We start from the raw sequence: 16,465 nt of genomic DNA, 5'->3' as shown, positions 1-16,465 counted from the left end.
TCGAGCGAGAAGTGATTCGTGTGCGCACTTCGCGTTGGACGGAGATCTTTAATTCGTGTTCGAGACGTCTGGAACGGCACCTTGCATGGAGGAAGGCGCTGTCACCTGGCGCCGCAGGAGCGGGGACATTCCCCTCGGAAGGGCCATCGACTGGGCCTACGGCAACGACGTGAATCAGTCCGACTACGGAGTGGTGGAGTACAGCAACAGCGATGTCGCGCCGTACGGAACGATCCAGTACGCGGACGGCTCGGAAGGGCAGATCTCGCGTTCTGCCTCCGCGTTCGACGGGGAGAAGGTGAAGCGCGTGGGGACCATGAGCCAGGACCTGGTGGGCATGGTGCTGGCGACGGTCGCGACGGTCACCTACACCGACGGCACCACCCTCACCAACATGGTCGAGGCGAGTAACTGCACCGTGCATGGTGACAGCGGAGGACCCCTCTTCAGCGGTGAGACGGCGCTGGGCATCAATTCGGGCGGCAGCTATGCCGACCAGCCATGCGGGGATTCCGACAGCCAAGCGGACCGTTCCAGCTTCTACGAGCCGGTAGACGAGGTGCTCTCCTGGGAAGGGCTGCAGGTCTACTGGGCCACGGACGACCTCTCGCTGCCTGCGGCTCCGCCACACCAACGCAGGTGCAGCGGGCGGCGAGAGGCCGTGAGTGAACCCTGATGCGCCCCTCCGCGTCGAAGGTGTGGGAGTCGGTCAGCGCTGGGTGCTGAAGAGTCCCCGCGCCCTTGTGTTCCGTAGCCAACCCCTCGTCGACCCCACAGAGGACTTCATGAATACGCAAACGAAGCGCTCCGTCTCCATGCTGTTGGTATCACTCCTGAGTACGAGCCTCCTTGCTGGTTGCGGCAATGATCAGCGCACAGACGATGGGCATGCGAACGATCAGTCGCTGCGCATGCAGGAGGAGCGCGCCCGTCAAGTAGCCGATGCCTGGCGGGCATCTGCAGCGGCCGCTGCCTGGGCCCAGGGCTACTACCCGATGGCCGACGCGGTCCAGAAGCCGGAATCCGGCTGGCGCAGTAAGGCGGACGAGCGAGCCTACGAAACGAAGAACTTCGTCCTGCGCGGCGATCTGCCCAGCACAGCCCCCGCCCTCGGGAAGGTGGACTGGGGAAACGGGAAAGATCTCACCCGCCCACTGATTGAGGCCAAGAAGGCATACCAGTCGTTCGCCCTTAACCGCAGCGCCGGACCCCACCTGAGCGTAACTGGGGCCCGGCCCGGTAGAACAACCATCGTGACAAGCCGCGGTAACGCAACCGTTCCCGCATGGTTGTTTACACTGGAGAACTACGACACCCCGCTCAAGCGTGTCGCCGTAACCCCCTCAAAGCTTCCCAAGCCGCCGATCGAACAAGCCCGACAAGGGGCTATTGGCGGTCTCAGGAGCGTCACCCAGCTGGTCGGAATGGCGGCAGATGGTCGCTCCATCACTGTGAAGGCCACTCACGGATCCTGCGACGACGGCCCCCTCGCCAAAGCGCTGGAGACAGATGAGAGCGTAGTACTGTACGCCTCCATCAAGGGGGCCGAAGGCGGCACATGCCCCGCCGACATGATCGAACAGAACGTGAGGGTGGAACTGTCGCGGCCGCTCGGTGACCGCCTCCTCCTGGACGCCCTCACCGGTCGGCCAGTGCCGTTCGGAGACCCCAAAGGGACGACACCGAGCTGGACGTAAGCGCAACATCATCCAGCCCTCCATGGCGTCCGCCGGGAGAGGGTCGGGTCGTGAAGCGGCTGGGTGGGAGGATCAGGACTTCGGTGCCGGTTCGGTGATGCGGGCTTCGAGGTCGGCGACGCGCCGGTCCTGGAAGCGGAGGTTGGAGCGGGCGGCCTTGAGCCGTTCGTCGAGGGTGCGGTTGTCGGTGGTGAGCTGGCGGACGCGCTGTTTGAGGGTGGTGTTCCCGGTTGTGATCCGCTGGATGGCGCCCTCGGTCCATTCGTCCTGCAAGTCGCTTATCTGGCCCAGGAGTTCGCCGATCCGAGTGCGCTGGGTGAGGATCTCGGTGTGGGCGGCCTTGAGGGCGGCCGTCCCCTCGGGCCACACGATCGTCCACGACCGCCGCCCGTTCTTCCGCTCGGTCTGCTGGACCCGCAAGTCCCCGACCACCACGTGCCGTGCCACTCGTCCTCCGTACCGACTCCAGAACATGACAGACGTCCCGGACACGGTCGGTAAACAAGCCCGGGACGTGCTGGTCACAGTCCCAGACGGACATCACGGGCAGGACTACCTGCGGTCGGTAAATTGGGGGACAACCGATCTGTCGGTGCGGCAATGGATTCTTCCGGGTGATCGACGGGTACCGCCTGCGCGCCAGGCCGTATCCATAACCTCCGGGCAGGACTAGGCTGTTGAGTGAGGCCCCAGTCCCCGGCAGCGATGTCTTCGTTCCGCTCCGTGGAGGCCATGATGGCCGTCCTGCTTCTCCTCTTGATTGTGGTGCTGTTCGGTCTCGGCTTCCTCAACTCCCTCTGGTGGGTGGCCGCAGCCGTGCTGGTGTTCGTCGCCAGCCGCTCAAGGCGCGATCGTGGCAGAGGCTGGGGTCGCCGCGACGGTTCCGATGTGGGGGAGTACCGCGACTACGAGGAACGCCGTGACCGGCAGGACCGCTGGGATCGGCGCTACAGCCGTCGGCACCGGGCGCGCTGGAGGCGCGAGGACCGGCGGGACCGTGAGCGCCGCGTCTGACGGCGAAGCAGCGCCGGCACCCAGAGGTTCCGGGCACCGCTTCGGCAAGACCGGACGCACCTAGACCGTCGAGAGGTACAGCCATGTCACGCACAACGATGCTCCCCGAAGGATATTGGGACCTGAAGGCCGAGGCCTCGTGGCGCAACACCCCCTCGGGGCAGAACGTCACCGCGCTGCGCGCCGAGATCGACCACCTCCGGCGGGCCATGGCCGGCCGTGCGACCATCGACCAGGCCCGCGGGATCGTGATGGTCCTGACTCCCTGCAGCCGTGGGCCGGCCAGGGGCCTGCTGACGGACATCTCCCGCCAGTGCAATGTCAAGCTCCCGGAGACGGCCGCAGCCGTGGTCGCTGCCTGGGAGGGCAAGCCCCTCCCGCGACAGATGCAGCTGGCTCTGCGGCGCGCGCTGAAGGACCTTCACACCTAAAACCGCGCATGCGCCTCGGGATCGTCGCACGAGCCGAGGGCATGACGGCGAAGGTCGTGATGCACACAGCCGGTGTACGGGAGTGACGGGGCCGCGACGTGATCGACACCGGTACCGTCCGGTGGTGGCATACGAGTGCTCACGGCCTACCGGACTGTGCTGGTATCAAGGGCATGGACAACCACAGGCGCGTTCTCATCGTCGCCTACGACGACGCACAGATCCTCGACATCGCCTGTCCCAGCGGTGCTTTGGACATCGCCAACCGGTACGGCGCGACCCCGCCGTACACCCTCGAACTGGGAACCGTCGGTCGTCGGGCCGCGCGCAGTTCCGCGGGGATCGTGCTGGGGGCCGGGCTGAGTCTGGAAGCGGTCACGGGACGCCTGGACACGCTGATCGTCGTGGGCGGTGTCGGCTGTGAAGACGCGGCGGCGGACGAGCAGTTGCTGGGTCAGGTCCGCCGACTGGCCGCACAGAGCCGCCGCGTGGCCTCCGTCTGTACGGGCGCGTACGTCCTGGCCGCGGCCGGACTGCTGGACCACAAGCGGGTGACGACCCACTGGGGGTGGGGGGAGCGGCTCGCTGAACGGCATCCCACCGTGGCCGTGGACACGGGCCCCCTGTGGATACGCGACGGCAACGTCTACACCTCCGCCGGGGTCACCAGCGCGCTCGACCTGACGCTGTCCTTGATCGAAGAGGACCACGGGCCGACGCTGGCCCGGGCCGTCGCCCGTGAACTCGTCACATACCTCCACCGGCCGGCCGACCAGGCGCAGATCTCCATGTACTTGGCAGCGCCGCCACCGGAGAACCGGCTGGTGCGAGATCTGATGGCTTACGTCGATGGACACCTGGCCGAGGACCTCACGCTCGCCGCTCTGGCAGCTCGGGCGGGTATCAGCTCCCGGCACCTGACCCGCCTCTTCACCGCCCACCTCGGTACGACTCCGGCACGGGCCGTCCGCGGGGCGCGCACGGCAGCCGCGGCCCGCCTGGTGCGCTCCAGCGCACTGCCCATGGCGGCGATCGCCCGCCGCTGCGGATTCGGGACCGCGGAGACACTTCGGCAGGCATTCCTCGACCACTACGGGGTCACAGGGGACAGGATTCGCAGGATGCCGGACATGGCACCCCCACGCCTCGCTCCGGCGCAGCAGACTCCCGGCACATGACGCACCCAACACAGGCGACGACACGCAGAAATGTGCTGCGCGGAACCGTGGCCGCCGCCGCGCTCGCAGCCACCGCCACGGCGGCAACGGGGACTGGAACAGCGCAGGCCCCATCGGGCAGTTCGGGCCCGGACATCGGCATTCTGCTGTATGACGGCTTCAGTCTGCTGGACCCCACCGGTCCGGCCGAAGTGCTGTCCCGGTTGCCGGACGCCACCGTGACGATGATCTCCGAGAAGCGAGGGCCGGTGCGCACGGACACGGGAGACGTAGCGGTGCTCGCCGAGCAGTCCATCACCGAGGTCGATCGCCTGGACGTCCTGCTGGTGCCGGGTGCGGGGAACCGCGGGACCGTCGCCGCGATGACCAACGAGGTGCTGCTGAGCTGGATCCGCGCCATGCACCGGCACACCCGCTGGACGACGTCTGTGTGCACCGGGAGCATCGTCCTCGCCGCGGCCGGACTGCTCACAGGCAGGCGGGCGACGACCTACTGGGCCTCCGCGGAGTACCTCCAGTCCACGTTCGGTGTGACCTACCTGCCGCAGCGCTACGTACGCTCGGGGAAGATCATCACCGCCGCCGGAGTCTCGGCGGGAGTGGACATGGCCCTGTATCTCGCATCCTTGATGACGGACAACGACACGGCCAAGGCGCTTCAACTCGCCATCGAATACGACCCTCAACCTCCCTTCGGCTCGGGCAATGCCACAGACGCGGATCCCCAACTCAAGGAAGCCGCGCTGAAGTTGCTTGCCGCCTCACAGGTGTAGTCGAAGCGCGAAGCCGAGGCCCGCCCCTCCAGGAGCTCGTCGTCCGGCCCTCGCGCCACTCCGGCGGTGCCGACATTCGCCTCCGGCTCCGTCCATCATTCGATCGAACAAGCCGTGGCCGCCGTCTCTCATGACGCTCCAACAGGGCGTGTACGGAGGCCAGTTCGCCGATCATCATGCCGTCCGCCCTTGCGGGAAGCACCGAAATCTCCTCATCCCGTACCAGCCCTCTGACGCAATGTGAGAACCCTTGTCGGGTCCCGTTGATCTCCTGTGGAAGCGCGTGCGACAGTGAGCGCGATTTGATCGTTCCCCGAACCAGAAAGGCCCCCATGCGCTTACGTCGATTTGCCCTCACCGCTCTCGCCGCCGTGGGTCTGTGCGCCGTGTCGGCGCCGACCTCGGCTGTCGCGCAGGACCGGCCGACCGGTTCCCCCACCGGGACCGCCACGGTCGTCAACACCCAGTCACGCGCTCAACTCGACGCCTATTGGACTCCGGAGCGGATCCGCAAGGCCAAGGTGATGCCCGCGTCCACCGTTTCGACGGTGACGCCCTCCTCCCCCTCAGCAGCCGAGGCAACCGGCAATCCTGTGCACATCCCCGCGACAAGACCCAGTGGCAGCTCGGGAGTTCAGGCGCAGGCCAGCGTGTGGGGCACGGTGGGACGCCTGCTCTTCACGATCCCCGGCAAGGGTGACTACATCTGCTCTGGCAACGTTGTCACGAGCAACAACGGATCTGTGTTGGCCACCGCACGTCACTGCGGGTTCGGTGAAGGAGGCACCAACTACCGATTCGCCCCCAACTACAGTTCGGGCAACGCGCCCTACGGCTGGTGGGGGTGGCGCAGCGCGGGCTGGGTCACGGGAGGCGGCCAGGAGAACGACAGCGCCTTCCTCGTTCTGGACACTCCTGGCGGCCGGCGCGTCCAGGACGTCGTCGGTTCCACCGGGCTCGGCTTCAACTGGTCGAGCAACTACGCGCACATCATCGGTCTGCCGGCCGACAAGGACTACGCCGTCTGGTGCGAGGGGCAGGGTTACGCCGGACCTGACGGCCAGCGCTTGATGAACAACTGCATCGGCCTGACCGGCGGCGCCAGTGGCGGTGCCTGGATCGAGAACTATCAGTCCGACGGCTCCGCCATCCAGACCGGCGCCTACTCCGGCAGCTACGGATCGGCGGCCGCCACTTCGGCGTACGGCAACTCCGCGTACGACGTCTGGAACGGCGCACAGAACAGCTGACGCGGCAGCCCTCGCAGCCGCGACCGCCCGGGGGCCGGACCCGTGGTCGGCTCCCGAATCGCCTTGGGGAGCCGACCAATCTGTTGGTGCGGCAGAGGAACCTTTCCGGCGCACGGCTTCCTCGGTGAACCAGCCCCGCCAGGGCTTTTTGCCCACGGCGGCTTCACCCTGAATGGCGCGGCGCTGCACGGCACTTGGTATCAGCGCCGCCCTGGCGAGAATCTCCGATGAGCCGGTGTGTCCACAGTCTTGACGGTCATGGTTCAGACCTTTAAGTTCTCGACAGCTGGTCACATATCAACAGTTCATTCTCATACGTGAACAGTCGACGCCCACCCCACCTCGAAGGGCGAACATGGCACGCATCCGTTTGTCTTTGCGCCTGCCCAAGGCAGCCCGCCTCCTGCTGGTCGGCGCCGTCGCAGCGGCCACGCTGACTGCGACGGGCAGCACGGCCCAGGCGGCGAACGAGCCGGTCAATCTGTGGCTGACGACCACGTCCGACTCCGCCGGCCGCAACGTCACCCGGGGGCTCCAGCAGCAGACCGCACTGCGCTTCGGTCCCGCCGGCGGCACGGCTCAGCACACCATCACCGTCGACGAGAACACGACCTACCAGCAGTTCGAGGGCGGCGGCGCCTCCATCACCGACTCCACCGCCTACCTGCTGCGAGGCGGCGCGGTCAGCGCGGCGACCCGCGACGCCGTCATGCAGAAGCTGTTCTCGCCTACCGCGGGCATCGGCCTTTCCTTCGTGCGCAACCCGATCGGAGCCTCCGACCTCTCCCGCCCGGGCAATGTCTCACTCGACGACACCTGCTGCAATCTCAACGACTTCGGTGCCAATGGCTACGACACCAATGTCCGTCTGCTGACGGTCCAGGCCAAGCAGCTCAACCCGGCCCTGAGGATCATGGCCGTGCCGTGGAGCGCCCCGGGCTGGATGAAGGACAACGGCCGGATGGACCAGATGGGCTGGCTGAAGTGGGAGTACTACCCCACGTACGCCCAGTACCTGGTGAAGTACATCCAGAGCTACCAGGCCGCCGGCATCAAGGTCGACTACATCTCGGTGCAGAACGAACCCAACTGCTGCCAGGCGTCCAACCCGACGGCGATGAACTACCCCGGCATGAACTGGAATTCGTCCGGCCTGGCGGAGTTCACCAAGAACCACGTCTACCCGGCCTTCCGTGCCGCGGGCATCACCACCAAGGTCCTCGTCCACGACTGGAACTACGGTGACTACGCGACCATGGGCTCCGGCGTCCTCGGCGATACCGGTGTGCGCAACGATCCCCTGTTCGGCGGCATCGCCTGGCACGGTTACTCCGGTGATCCGGCGGTCGGAACCCAGGTGCACAACCAGTATTCGAGCGTGAAGCAGTTCAGCACGGAGCACTCCGGTGGCACCTGGATCGCCAATCAGCACAACGAAGATCTCGCGGACATCGTGAACTACGCCCGCAACTGGAGCACCAGCCTGGTCAAGTGGGGCCTCGCCCTCAACCAGAACATGGGCCCGCACAACGGCGGTTGTGGCACCTGCACAGGTCTGGTCACCGTCCAGGAAGGCGGTTCTAGGGCGGGCCAGGTCGACTACACCATCGAGTACTACACGACCGGTCACCTGACCAAGTTCGTCAAGCCGGGCGCGTACCGGATCGCTTCGACGGCCAACAGCACCATCCAGAACGTGGCCTGGCGCAATCCGGACGGATCGAAGGCCCTCATCGCCCACAACGGCGGGACCAGCGCACAGTCGGTCCGCGTGAACTGGGGCAGTCAGTCCTTCGTCTACACCCTCCCGGCCCGCACCACGGCCACCTTCACCTGGTAGCCGCGTTCGACCTCGACCCGCCGGCACTGGACGACAGCCGGCGGGTCGACACCTATCTACCTGACCTACCTACCTGCATGCACCGATAGTCGATCAGTTGAGAGGAAGACACTCGTGAGGATGTCTCGGCGGGCTGTACTGGCTACGGCAGCGGGCGCAGCGGCTGCGTATCCATCCCTGCCACAGGCCGCGCAGGCACAATCTGGTCAGCCTTCAGCCGCGTCGACCACGCGCACGCTGCGAGCCGCGGCCGACTACGCGGTGGAGAAGGTCCGTTCCGTCGCGCCGAATGTGAACGGCTTCCCCGTCGGCACGAAGTTCGAGAAATGGGTCTACAGCCAGAACGGCGACTGGGTCGGCGGGTTCTGGCCAGGAACGCTGTGGATGTCCTGGCTCTACAGCGGAGATGACACCTTCCGCCGACTTGCGCTCGACTCGGCGAGCAAGCTTGCTCCCCGCCAGTACGACACGAGCACCCACGATCTCGGTTTCCTGTTCTATCCGTCATGGGTGACCGCCTGGCGCCTGACAGGCGAAGACACCTGGCGCGCCGGCGCCGTACGCGCGGCCGATTCGCTGATCCAGCGATACAACCCGCGCGGTCGTTACATCCGCGCATGGGGCGGTCTCAACGAAGCGAACAACGCGGGCCGCGTCATCATCGACACGATGATGAACCTCGATCTGCTGGCGTTCGCGAGCGAGCAGACCGGCGACGAGAAGTATCTCGACATCGCGGTGGAACACGCGAAAACCGCCCAACATGCGTTCCTGCGACCGGATGGATCCATCCCGCACGTCTTCGACTTCGACCCGGTCACTGGTGCGGAGATCGGACCGGGCACCGTGCAGGGCTACAGTCCTACGTCGTCCTGGGCGCGAGGGCAGGCCTGGGGCATTTACGGATTCACCACGATCTACCGCCGGACCGGGGACCGCCAATTCCTCACCACCGCGCGGAAACTCGCCGACTATGCGATAGGCGCACTCGGTCCGGATTTCGTCCCGGTATGGGACTACCGTGCACCGCAGCAGCCCCATGACATCAAGGACGCGTCGGCCGGCGCCATCATGGCGTGCGGGCTGCTCGACCTGGCCGCGGCAGCGGACAAGCAGCACTACCGGACGGTAGCGCTGCAGCTGCTGACCGCACTGTCCCGGACATGCCTGACCAGGGAATCCTCCCGGGCCGAGGCGGTCGTAGCCCGCTGCACCCGCAACCGGCCCGCTGAGGACGGCATCGAGATCTCCCTCCCGTACGCCGACTACTACCTGCTGGAAGGCATCATGCGGGTGCTGAAGCCGCAGGATGTCGACCGCGCAATCGACCTTTCCGCCCTCTGACCGATCCGCCGACAGTATGCGGCCGCATTCCAATGGTTGGCGGAATGCGGCCGCATTCGTCCGGCCCGCCATCGACCACGTCGGTAGAACACCTCTGGTGCCGCTGCCAGTTCGGCGACCACGGCAGCAGCCCGAGTCCGGGGGATAACCCCCGGGCGGAGTGGGGGCGGCCATGAGTGACGTGGCTTTCGCCCGCTGGGATGGTTCTGGGCATGAAGCCGACGACGAACCGCATGGCACATCCGATGACTCCGGCAAGGCCGATGAGCCCGACGACTCCGACCGTCCGCCTGATGTTCACCACCGCGCCGGCATGCTTCCTTGCCGGGTGGCTGCTGATGCGGCCGATCAACGGGCAGGCGGAGCCGGGCGGCTGGTGGACGGCCGCGCACGCGGTCTGGCTGGCGGGATTCCTGCTGTTCGCGGCGATGAGCCTGAGCTTCGGCCGGCTGATCACCCCGGACGACGCCGGACCGGCGACGGGACCGGGGACGGGACCGACGGCCGGGCGCAGGACCGCGCTGTGGGTGAGTGTGGTGATGGTCCTGCTCAGTTCACTGGCGAACGTGGTGCAGTTGGCACTGGATCTGGTGGGCGGGTTCCGCGCGGCGGACCGGGCGGAATTGCAGGACATGTTCGCGGGGGTGAAGGACATTCCCGGTGCGGAACAGCTGATCTACGGTGTGGGGGCCCAGCTCGTCTTTGTCGGCCTGGTGGTGTTCGCCGTGCTGGCCGCGGTCGCACGACGGGCCGGGGCCTGGACGGCCGTGCTGGTGACCGGAGGCACCGTGGTGTTGGCTGTCGCGATGGGCTTCGGACGCAATCACTGGCTGGTGCCGGTCGGTATGACCGTCCTGCTGGCCGGACTCGCCGCGCTGGGCGGGCAGTTGGCCGGACGTGCCGGCGGCCCGGGGGTGTCCCGCCGGGCGCCCGCGGCGCGGGTGTCGCGCACACCGGCCGGCTGATTGCTGAGTGGCCTGGGCCTGGCCTGCCGCCGCCCTGTTTCTCAACCCCGGGCGGCGGCAGTCTCCACGGAGGGGCTCCTGGTACGGGCCCGCGTCGTTCATGTAGTACCAGCACGAGTAGTGCACCCTGACGACAGTTTGGCCCGGGCCCATTGACGGCCGTGCCGACTGGTGGGAGCTTCTGCGATGGTTACGTTTCCATAGGTGCACACCCCGACAACTGCACGACGCTGTCGGGCACGTGCGTTCGACCGGCCCCGCACGGCGAAACAGGAGACACCGATATGACCGTCCCGTCACGTTTCATGAGACCCTTCAGTGCCGCCTTCACCATGGTGCTTCTCCTGGTCCTCGCCCCGGCGCTGCTGGTGCTCCGCTCGGCCCCGCCCGCGCAGGCCCTCGACAACGGACTGGCCAGGACGCCCCCGATGGGCTGGAACGACTGGAACGCCTTCGGCTGCAACGTCACCGAGCAGCTGGTCAAGCAGACCGCCGACTATTTCGTCTCCTCCGGCCTGAAGGACGCCGGGTACCAGTACGTCAACATCGACGACTGCTGGATGACCAAGGCCCGAAACTCCACCGGTCAACTGGTGCCTGATCCGGTCAAGTTCCCCGACGGCATCAGCGGAACCGCCGCCTACGTCCACAGCAAAGGCCTCAAGCTCGGCATCTACGAGAGTGCCGGCACCGCCACCTGCGCCGGCTACCCCGGAAGCCTCGGCCACGAGCAGACGGACGCCAACACCTTCGCCGCCTGGGGAGTGGACTACCTCAAGTACGACAACTGCAACCACCAGAACGTGCCCGACCAGCAGCGCTACACCGCCATGCGCGACGCCCTGGCTCGAACCGGCCGTCCGATCGTCTACAGCCTGTGCAACTGGGGCCTGGCCGGCGTATGGACCTGGGGTGCGGGGGTCGGCAACAGCTGGCGCACCACCGACGACATCAACGTCAACTTCTCCACCGTGACGTCGATCTACAAGGCCAACGTCAAGCTTGCCCCGTACGCCAGGCCCGGCGCCTGGAACGACCCCGACATGCTCGAAGTCGGCAACGGCATGTCGTTCACCGAGGACCGCTCCCACTTCAGCCTCTGGGCGGAGATGGCCGCGCCGCTCATCGCCGGAACCGACCTGCGCAAGGCTTCCGCAGCGACCCTCTCCCTCTACGGCAACAAGGATGTCATCGCGGTCGACCAGGACTCGCTGGGCAAGCAGGGAACCGAGGTGTCCTCCTCGGGCGGTCTCCACGTGCTGAGCAAACCACTGGCGAACGGCGATGTATCGGTGGTGCTCTTCAACGAGAACTCCTCCCCGGCCACCATCACCACCTCCGCATCCGCGGTCGGTCTGCCCGCGGCTTCCTCCTACCGCCTCAACAACCTCTGGTCACACGTCGTCAGCAGCACCGGCGGAACCATCTCGGCCGCTGTCCCCGCCCATGGCTCCGTGATGTACCGGGTTTCCACCGGCAGCGGCACCAGTGTCGGCACCACCCACCCGCTGGTGGGCGCCTCTTCCAACCGCTGCCTCGATGCGTACGACAACCAGACCGCCCCCGGCACCAAGATCGAGATCTGGGACTGCCGCGGCGGCGCCAACCAGTCCGTGACCCTCACCGCCGCCGGTGAACTCCGGCTCTACGGCGGCACCCAGTGCCTGGACGCCTACGACAGCAGGACCACCCCCGGCACCAAGGTGCAGCTCTACACCTGCACCGGCGGCGCCAACCAGAAGTGGAGTCTCAACCCCAACGGCACCATCACCGGCACCCAGTCAGGCCTGTGCCTCGACGTCACCGGCGGCGATCAGGCCTCCGGCAACGTCAACGGCATCCCGCTCGAGCTCTGGACCTGCAACGGTGGCGCCAACCAGCAGTGGCGCCTGGGCTGACCGACTTCGACTGAACTGACCTGCCGCAAAGGGGGAGAAGACCATGCGCGCTCAGGTGCCGACGCCTCAGCGACCGCGAATCCCTGCTCCTCTGATCCCGGCATCCGGAACGGATCCCAGCGGAATCCCACACTCACTTGAACTCTCGTAGGAACGGGACGATCGCATCGATGAAGTGCTCGTTCCGGTCACCGGCCACCATGTGGCCCGCGCCGGCCACCTCGACGCGCCGCGCGTGGGGAACCCTGTCACAGAACTGCTCGGCGATGTCATCGCGCACCACGTCGCTGTTCCCGCCGCGGACGAGCAGGATCGGCACGTCGGCGTGGCGCGCGGCGTCGAGGAGCCGCTCCGCCATGCCGGGCGGATCCATCCGGCCCTCGAAGCTGTCCAGCATCCGGGGGTCCCAGTGCCAGACCCAGCGATCGCCGTGGCGTCGCAGGTTGTTCCGTATCCCCTCGGGGCCGTCGGGACGTGGTCGATGCGGCAGGTGGGTGGATACCGCCGTGGCCGCTTCCTCAAGGCTGGCGAATCCGTCCGGCCGGCGGCGCATGAACTCGACGATCCGGCGACCCCCCCGGGGATCCGGCCGGTGGGCGACGTCGACAAGCACCAGAGCGCGCATCGCCGCCCTGGGTGCCTCTCCTGCCGCGAGCAGCGAACTCAGGCCTCCGAGCGAGGCACCAATGACCACCGGCCGCCCGCCGAGTTCGGCGACGAGTGCCCGGACGTCCTCGGCGAACAGACCGAGGTCGTAGTCACCGTCGGCTGACCATTCGCTGGTGCCGTGCCCACGCAGATCCGGGGCGATGATCTGCCACCCCAGCGCGGCCAGTCGGGGGCCGGTCCGGTCCCAGGCGTGTCGCGTCTGGCCACCGCCGTGCAGCAGGACGAGAGGGGGCGAGGACGCCTCACCCCACACATCCGCCGTCAGCACGATCCCGCCGCAGCCCACGAAGCGTCGGGACCGTGGCAGTGCGCCGGCCGCCCTCATACTGCGCCACGGGTTCGCAGCGGCGCCAGCAACTCGTCGCGGTAGGGATCCGCGGCCGCCGCGGCGAGCGCGACGTCCAGCGCGAACAGAGCGCGCGCGAGGAACCGGTCGTCATCGATCAGGGCGGCGACCCACTGATGCAACGCACCCACGCACGAGGCGGCGACAACGGCGGCCAAGGCGTCTACGTCGATGTCGTCACGCAAGCGGCCCTGTGTCCGTGCGTGCGCCATCGCCCGGCGGAGCTGAGTGAGCGGACTGCGGTCGAGCACGACGCCGCTCTCCTCCCACTCACGCACCATGCGGCGAGACACGACCGGGTCGCCCACGAACAGCAGGACGGTCGACCTGACGACCTCCCGCGGATCCTCGCCTCCCAGCCCCGCCAGACGTCGCTCGAGTTCGTCCATGAACCCGGCGGCGAGCGCCTCCCAGATCTTGTCGCGCGGTCCGATGAGGTTGTACACGGTGGCCGGGGCGACCCCCGCTCGCTGGGCGATCCGCTCGGTGCTGATCACCAATTCCGGGCTGTCCCTCAGGAGTTCGCGCGTCGCGTCGAGGATCCGCTCCCGGCGCTGGGCCTTGTGCTGCTCACGCAGGCCCCCGTCGACCGTCTGCATACGGGCACGCCCCTTCGCTGAAACGTGGAGAGTGCTCTAAATTTAGAGGTGCCTCTAAATGCGGTCAAGCGGTGGGGCTGGGTCGGACACTTCTCAGCCCCCGAACCGTCGGGCCGTCTCCTGGATGTGGGCGAGCCTGGGCAGGCTGAGCGGCACCGGTTCGTACCGCACGGTGAGTGCGACGGCCGCCTCGACCTGCCCGGCCGTCGTGGGCTGTTCCTCCGCCCCGTCCGGCTCCGCGAGGGCGAGCTCGGCGGCGACGCGGCTGTACGGCAGCAGGTGCGCCGTGTCGCAGGGGTTACGGGGACATCCGCCGGACAGGCCCCAACCGGCAGCTCCAGCCCGTCACGTCAGCCATGCGTCTGATGCCCCCGCAGCTCCCGCCGGCCTGCGCAGTGATCCAGGAGGAGCGGCGGGCTGATCAGCCAACGCTGTTACTTCACCGACCACTTGAAGCGGTCCTGGTAGTAGGTGACCTGGGTGACGTGAGAGTTGGCCGGGATGATGAACGGCTCGCACCAGGTGTGGCTTTCGCCTTGCTTCCAGGTGATCTGAACGTCCTCGCTGACGCAGTCCTTGGGCCTGCTCGAGAGGCTGCCCATGAGCTGGAGGCGTGTGGCCGCACCACTCGCTCCGGCCACCGCGCCCATATTGGTGAACAACATGGGCGCCTTGACGGACTTGTCGCCGCCGACCAGCTTGGAGTTGACGTAGATCCAGGCGAGTTTCTTGCCCGCATAATCGGCGTCGTTGCCGAGTTCCCTGACGTCTTCCGGCTTGCCCTCAAACACCTTCTTGGGCGTGACAGTGAACTTGCCGTCTGTGTCGTACGACCCGAGTACCACCGTCTCCGGGCTGGGGTCGCCGAGCTTGAGCGGCTTCGTCGACTTGTCTTCCTTCTTGGCGGACGCATCAGGGCCGCACCCTGTGATCGCCAGGCCCGCGAGCACAGTTGCCGCGACAAGGCCGAAGCTCCGCCTGGGGCGCATCTTGTACTGAGTCATCGTTGTCTTCCTACCTCGGGTGGGCGGCACCAGTTGGGGAGCTTTGATCGAGGGCACATCCTGCCACGAACCTTTCAACGGCCGTGGAGCTTACGGGCCAACTCCGCCCCGTCCGAGTGAGAGGTGGGGCGTTACGGAACGCGTCCTCGCGCATGCGGTCTCCGGGAGGTTCCCGAGCCTGTCCAGGGGCCTGGGCGCCGGCGCGCCTCGCACTTGCCGAAGGCTGTCCCGTCCCTCACCTCCGCCCTGGTATGGCGTCTCGCAGTTGCCACACGAGTGAGTCGTCACGCGGTACCGGCGCGAGCTGCGCTGCAGCGCGCACCTATGTGCCGACGACGCCTTGCACGAAGCGCCGAAGGTGCGTCCGTACGGCGTCGGGCTGCTCCAACCAGGGCTCGTGCCCTGCGCCCTCGATCCGAGTCAGCGGAACAGCGAGCCGGAGCGCGAGTGATTCCAGTGCGGACACAGGACGGGGATCGTCGACCCCTCCGAGGAGCTCTGCCCGTGCCGGCAGGCGCGCACGTAGATCGACGAGGTGGTCATCGAGCGGATCCGCGCGGCCTTCCCTGCCGAGTTCGCCGTTCATGGCCCAGTTGACCGGGCGACGCCGCCGGGCGCCTTGCGCGGCCCATAGCCACCCGCGTTCGGGGTCGGCGTGGTCGGCGAACCAGGCCAGCGTGAGCAGTTCGACTTCCTGTTCCTCCGTGCGGTGCGGCAACGCCTCCAATTCGCGGAGCCGATCCTGCTGCGCCGCGGACATGCGGCGGCCGCGCTCCGCTCGGTCCCCGGTACGCCAGTCACCGACGAACGGCCCGCACATCAGCAGCACTGCGGCAACCCGGTCGGAGTGCCTCAGGCAGAACCGGCTCGCCAGATCGGTGCCGTAGGAGTGCCCAATCAGTACGGCCTTCGGCGCGTCCCAGGCGTCGAGCAGCTCGGCGAGATCGTCGACGTGCCGGGCGAGGGAATGGCGGCCCCGCCAAGGGGATTGGCCGGTTCCCCGCTGGTCGTACCGGTACACGGGCGCGAGGTCCGCGACCATGGGGGCGACATCGCCCAGATAGTCCGGCAGGCCGGGGCCGCCGTGCAGCATGACCACGGGCGGCTGCCGAGCCGTGTCCCCCAGCGCCATCCAGCGTATCGGCGCCCCGTCGGCCATCAACGCGAGGCCCTGCGTCACCATCAAGGCTCCCTGAATGGTCTTGAGCCATCTGACCTCTCGCGTCGGCAGAGGCTTCGGCTCACGCCGGCGAGGTGTGGTTGCTTGTGCGTCAGTGTCCTAGGTGCCGGCGAGCGACCAGAAGCGCGAGGCGCTGTCAACGTACCCCACCCGGTCGTCCTGGTCCGCGATGGCGGGAGGATCGAGAACGGTCAACTCGTCGTAGCACCCGGGGGATCAGGAGGCGATCAGCAGGCCGCGTGGCCAGGGGGCGGCGATGAGACCGGTCGGCATGTCG

General features: G+C 67.4%; 15 protein-coding genes and 1 pseudogene. 11 read left to right on the top strand and 5 right to left on the bottom strand.

The features are described 5' to 3' along the window. Positions 1–85 precede the first annotated feature (85 nt). Together ACFVYF_RS16725 and ACFVYF_RS16720 are read left to right on the top strand one after the other, a co-directional pair. On the top strand, positions 86–676 hold the full coding sequence (locus ACFVYF_RS16725; RefSeq protein ID WP_389455941.1) for a S1 family peptidase: 591 nt from the start codon (positions 86–88) through the stop codon (positions 674–676). A gap of 109 nt (positions 677–785) precedes the next feature. After that, on the top strand, positions 786–1,697 hold the full coding sequence (locus ACFVYF_RS16720; RefSeq protein WP_389455940.1) for a hypothetical protein: 912 nt from the start codon (positions 786–788) through the stop codon (positions 1,695–1,697). A 72-nt stretch (positions 1,698–1,769) separates the two neighbouring features. Here ACFVYF_RS16720 and ACFVYF_RS16715 read toward each other — a convergent pair whose 3' ends face one another. Beyond that, complete coding sequence (locus tag ACFVYF_RS16715) at positions 1,770–2,144, bottom strand: hypothetical protein (RefSeq protein WP_389455939.1); 375 nt, start codon at positions 2,142–2,144, stop codon at positions 1,770–1,772. 285 nt (positions 2,145–2,429) lie between these two features. On the opposite strand from ACFVYF_RS16715, the gene ACFVYF_RS16710 reads away from it, so the two are divergent. The 9 genes and pseudogenes from ACFVYF_RS16710 (at position 2,430) to ACFVYF_RS16670 (ending at position 12,390) form a co-directional block, all read left to right on the top strand. Beyond that, positions 2,430–2,711, top strand: coding sequence for a hypothetical protein (locus tag ACFVYF_RS16710; protein ID WP_389456246.1), 282 nt, complete (start codon positions 2,430–2,432; stop codon positions 2,709–2,711). Positions 2,712–2,794: 83 nt separating this feature from the next. Further along, on the top strand, positions 2,795–3,142 hold the full coding sequence (locus ACFVYF_RS16705; protein ID WP_389455938.1) for an ANTAR domain-containing protein: 348 nt from the start codon (positions 2,795–2,797) through the stop codon (positions 3,140–3,142). A 173-nt stretch (positions 3,143–3,315) separates the two neighbouring features. Then, positions 3,316–4,320 carry a GlxA family transcriptional regulator gene (locus ACFVYF_RS16700; protein ID WP_389455937.1) on the top strand — a complete coding sequence of 335 codons (1,005 nt, stop codon included), beginning with the start codon at positions 3,316–3,318 and terminating at the stop codon, positions 4,318–4,320. Beyond that, the gene (locus ACFVYF_RS16695) at positions 4,317–5,093 is read left to right on the top strand and encodes a DJ-1/PfpI family protein (RefSeq protein WP_389455936.1); all 777 of its coding nucleotides are present in this window, start codon (positions 4,317–4,319) and stop codon (positions 5,091–5,093) included. Before ACFVYF_RS16700 ends, ACFVYF_RS16695 begins: the two co-directional genes overlap by 4 nt. A gap of 332 nt (positions 5,094–5,425) precedes the next feature. Then, positions 5,426–6,343 carry a peptidase gene (locus ACFVYF_RS16690; RefSeq protein WP_389455935.1) on the top strand — a complete coding sequence of 306 codons (918 nt, stop codon included), beginning with the start codon at positions 5,426–5,428 and terminating at the stop codon, positions 6,341–6,343. Positions 6,344–6,698: 355 nt separating this feature from the next. After that, positions 6,699–8,180: pseudogene (locus ACFVYF_RS16685) on the top strand (glycoside hydrolase family 30 beta sandwich domain-containing protein); the annotation flags it as partial. A 123-nt stretch (positions 8,181–8,303) separates the two neighbouring features. Continuing rightward, positions 8,304–9,527 carry a glycoside hydrolase family 88 protein gene (locus ACFVYF_RS16680; protein ID WP_389455934.1) on the top strand — a complete coding sequence of 408 codons (1,224 nt, stop codon included), beginning with the start codon at positions 8,304–8,306 and terminating at the stop codon, positions 9,525–9,527. A 293-nt stretch (positions 9,528–9,820) separates the two neighbouring features. Next, a complete protein-coding gene (locus ACFVYF_RS16675) occupies positions 9,821–10,492 on the top strand; it encodes a hypothetical protein (protein WP_389455933.1) in 672 nt (223 codons plus the stop codon). Positions 10,493–10,776: 284 nt separating this feature from the next. Further along, positions 10,777–12,390 (top strand): glycoside hydrolase family 27 protein, encoded by a 1,614-nt coding sequence (locus ACFVYF_RS16670; RefSeq protein ID WP_389455932.1) that lies wholly within the window; start codon positions 10,777–10,779, stop codon positions 12,388–12,390. A 133-nt stretch (positions 12,391–12,523) separates the two neighbouring features. Here ACFVYF_RS16670 and ACFVYF_RS16665 read toward each other — a convergent pair whose 3' ends face one another. The 4 genes from ACFVYF_RS16665 to ACFVYF_RS16650 all read right to left on the bottom strand — a co-directional run bounded on the left by ACFVYF_RS16665 (position 12,524) and on the right by ACFVYF_RS16650 (position 16,191). Then, entirely contained in the window at positions 12,524–13,327 is an 804-nt protein-coding gene (locus tag ACFVYF_RS16665) for an alpha/beta fold hydrolase (RefSeq protein ID WP_389455931.1), read from the bottom strand. A gap of 53 nt (positions 13,328–13,380) precedes the next feature. Then, positions 13,381–14,004 (bottom strand): TetR/AcrR family transcriptional regulator, encoded by a 624-nt coding sequence (locus tag ACFVYF_RS16660; RefSeq protein ID WP_389455930.1) that lies wholly within the window; start codon positions 14,002–14,004, stop codon positions 13,381–13,383. A gap of 434 nt (positions 14,005–14,438) precedes the next feature. Then, positions 14,439–15,008 carry a hypothetical protein gene (locus ACFVYF_RS16655; RefSeq protein ID WP_389455929.1) on the bottom strand — a complete coding sequence of 190 codons (570 nt, stop codon included), beginning with the start codon at positions 15,006–15,008 and terminating at the stop codon, positions 14,439–14,441. Positions 15,009–15,330: 322 nt separating this feature from the next. After that, positions 15,331–16,191: an alpha/beta fold hydrolase gene (locus tag ACFVYF_RS16650; protein ID WP_389455928.1), complete on the bottom strand. Its 861-nt coding sequence runs from the start codon at positions 16,189–16,191 to the stop codon at positions 15,331–15,333. Positions 16,192–16,465 lie beyond the last annotated feature (274 nt).

The organism is Streptomyces sp. NPDC058274 (assembly GCF_042881375.1).
Classification (GTDB): domain Bacteria; phylum Actinomycetota; class Actinomycetes; order Streptomycetales; family Streptomycetaceae; genus Streptomyces.
The sequence above is the reverse complement of the archived record's forward strand: the minus strand, read 5'-3'. Positions and strand labels throughout refer to the sequence as shown.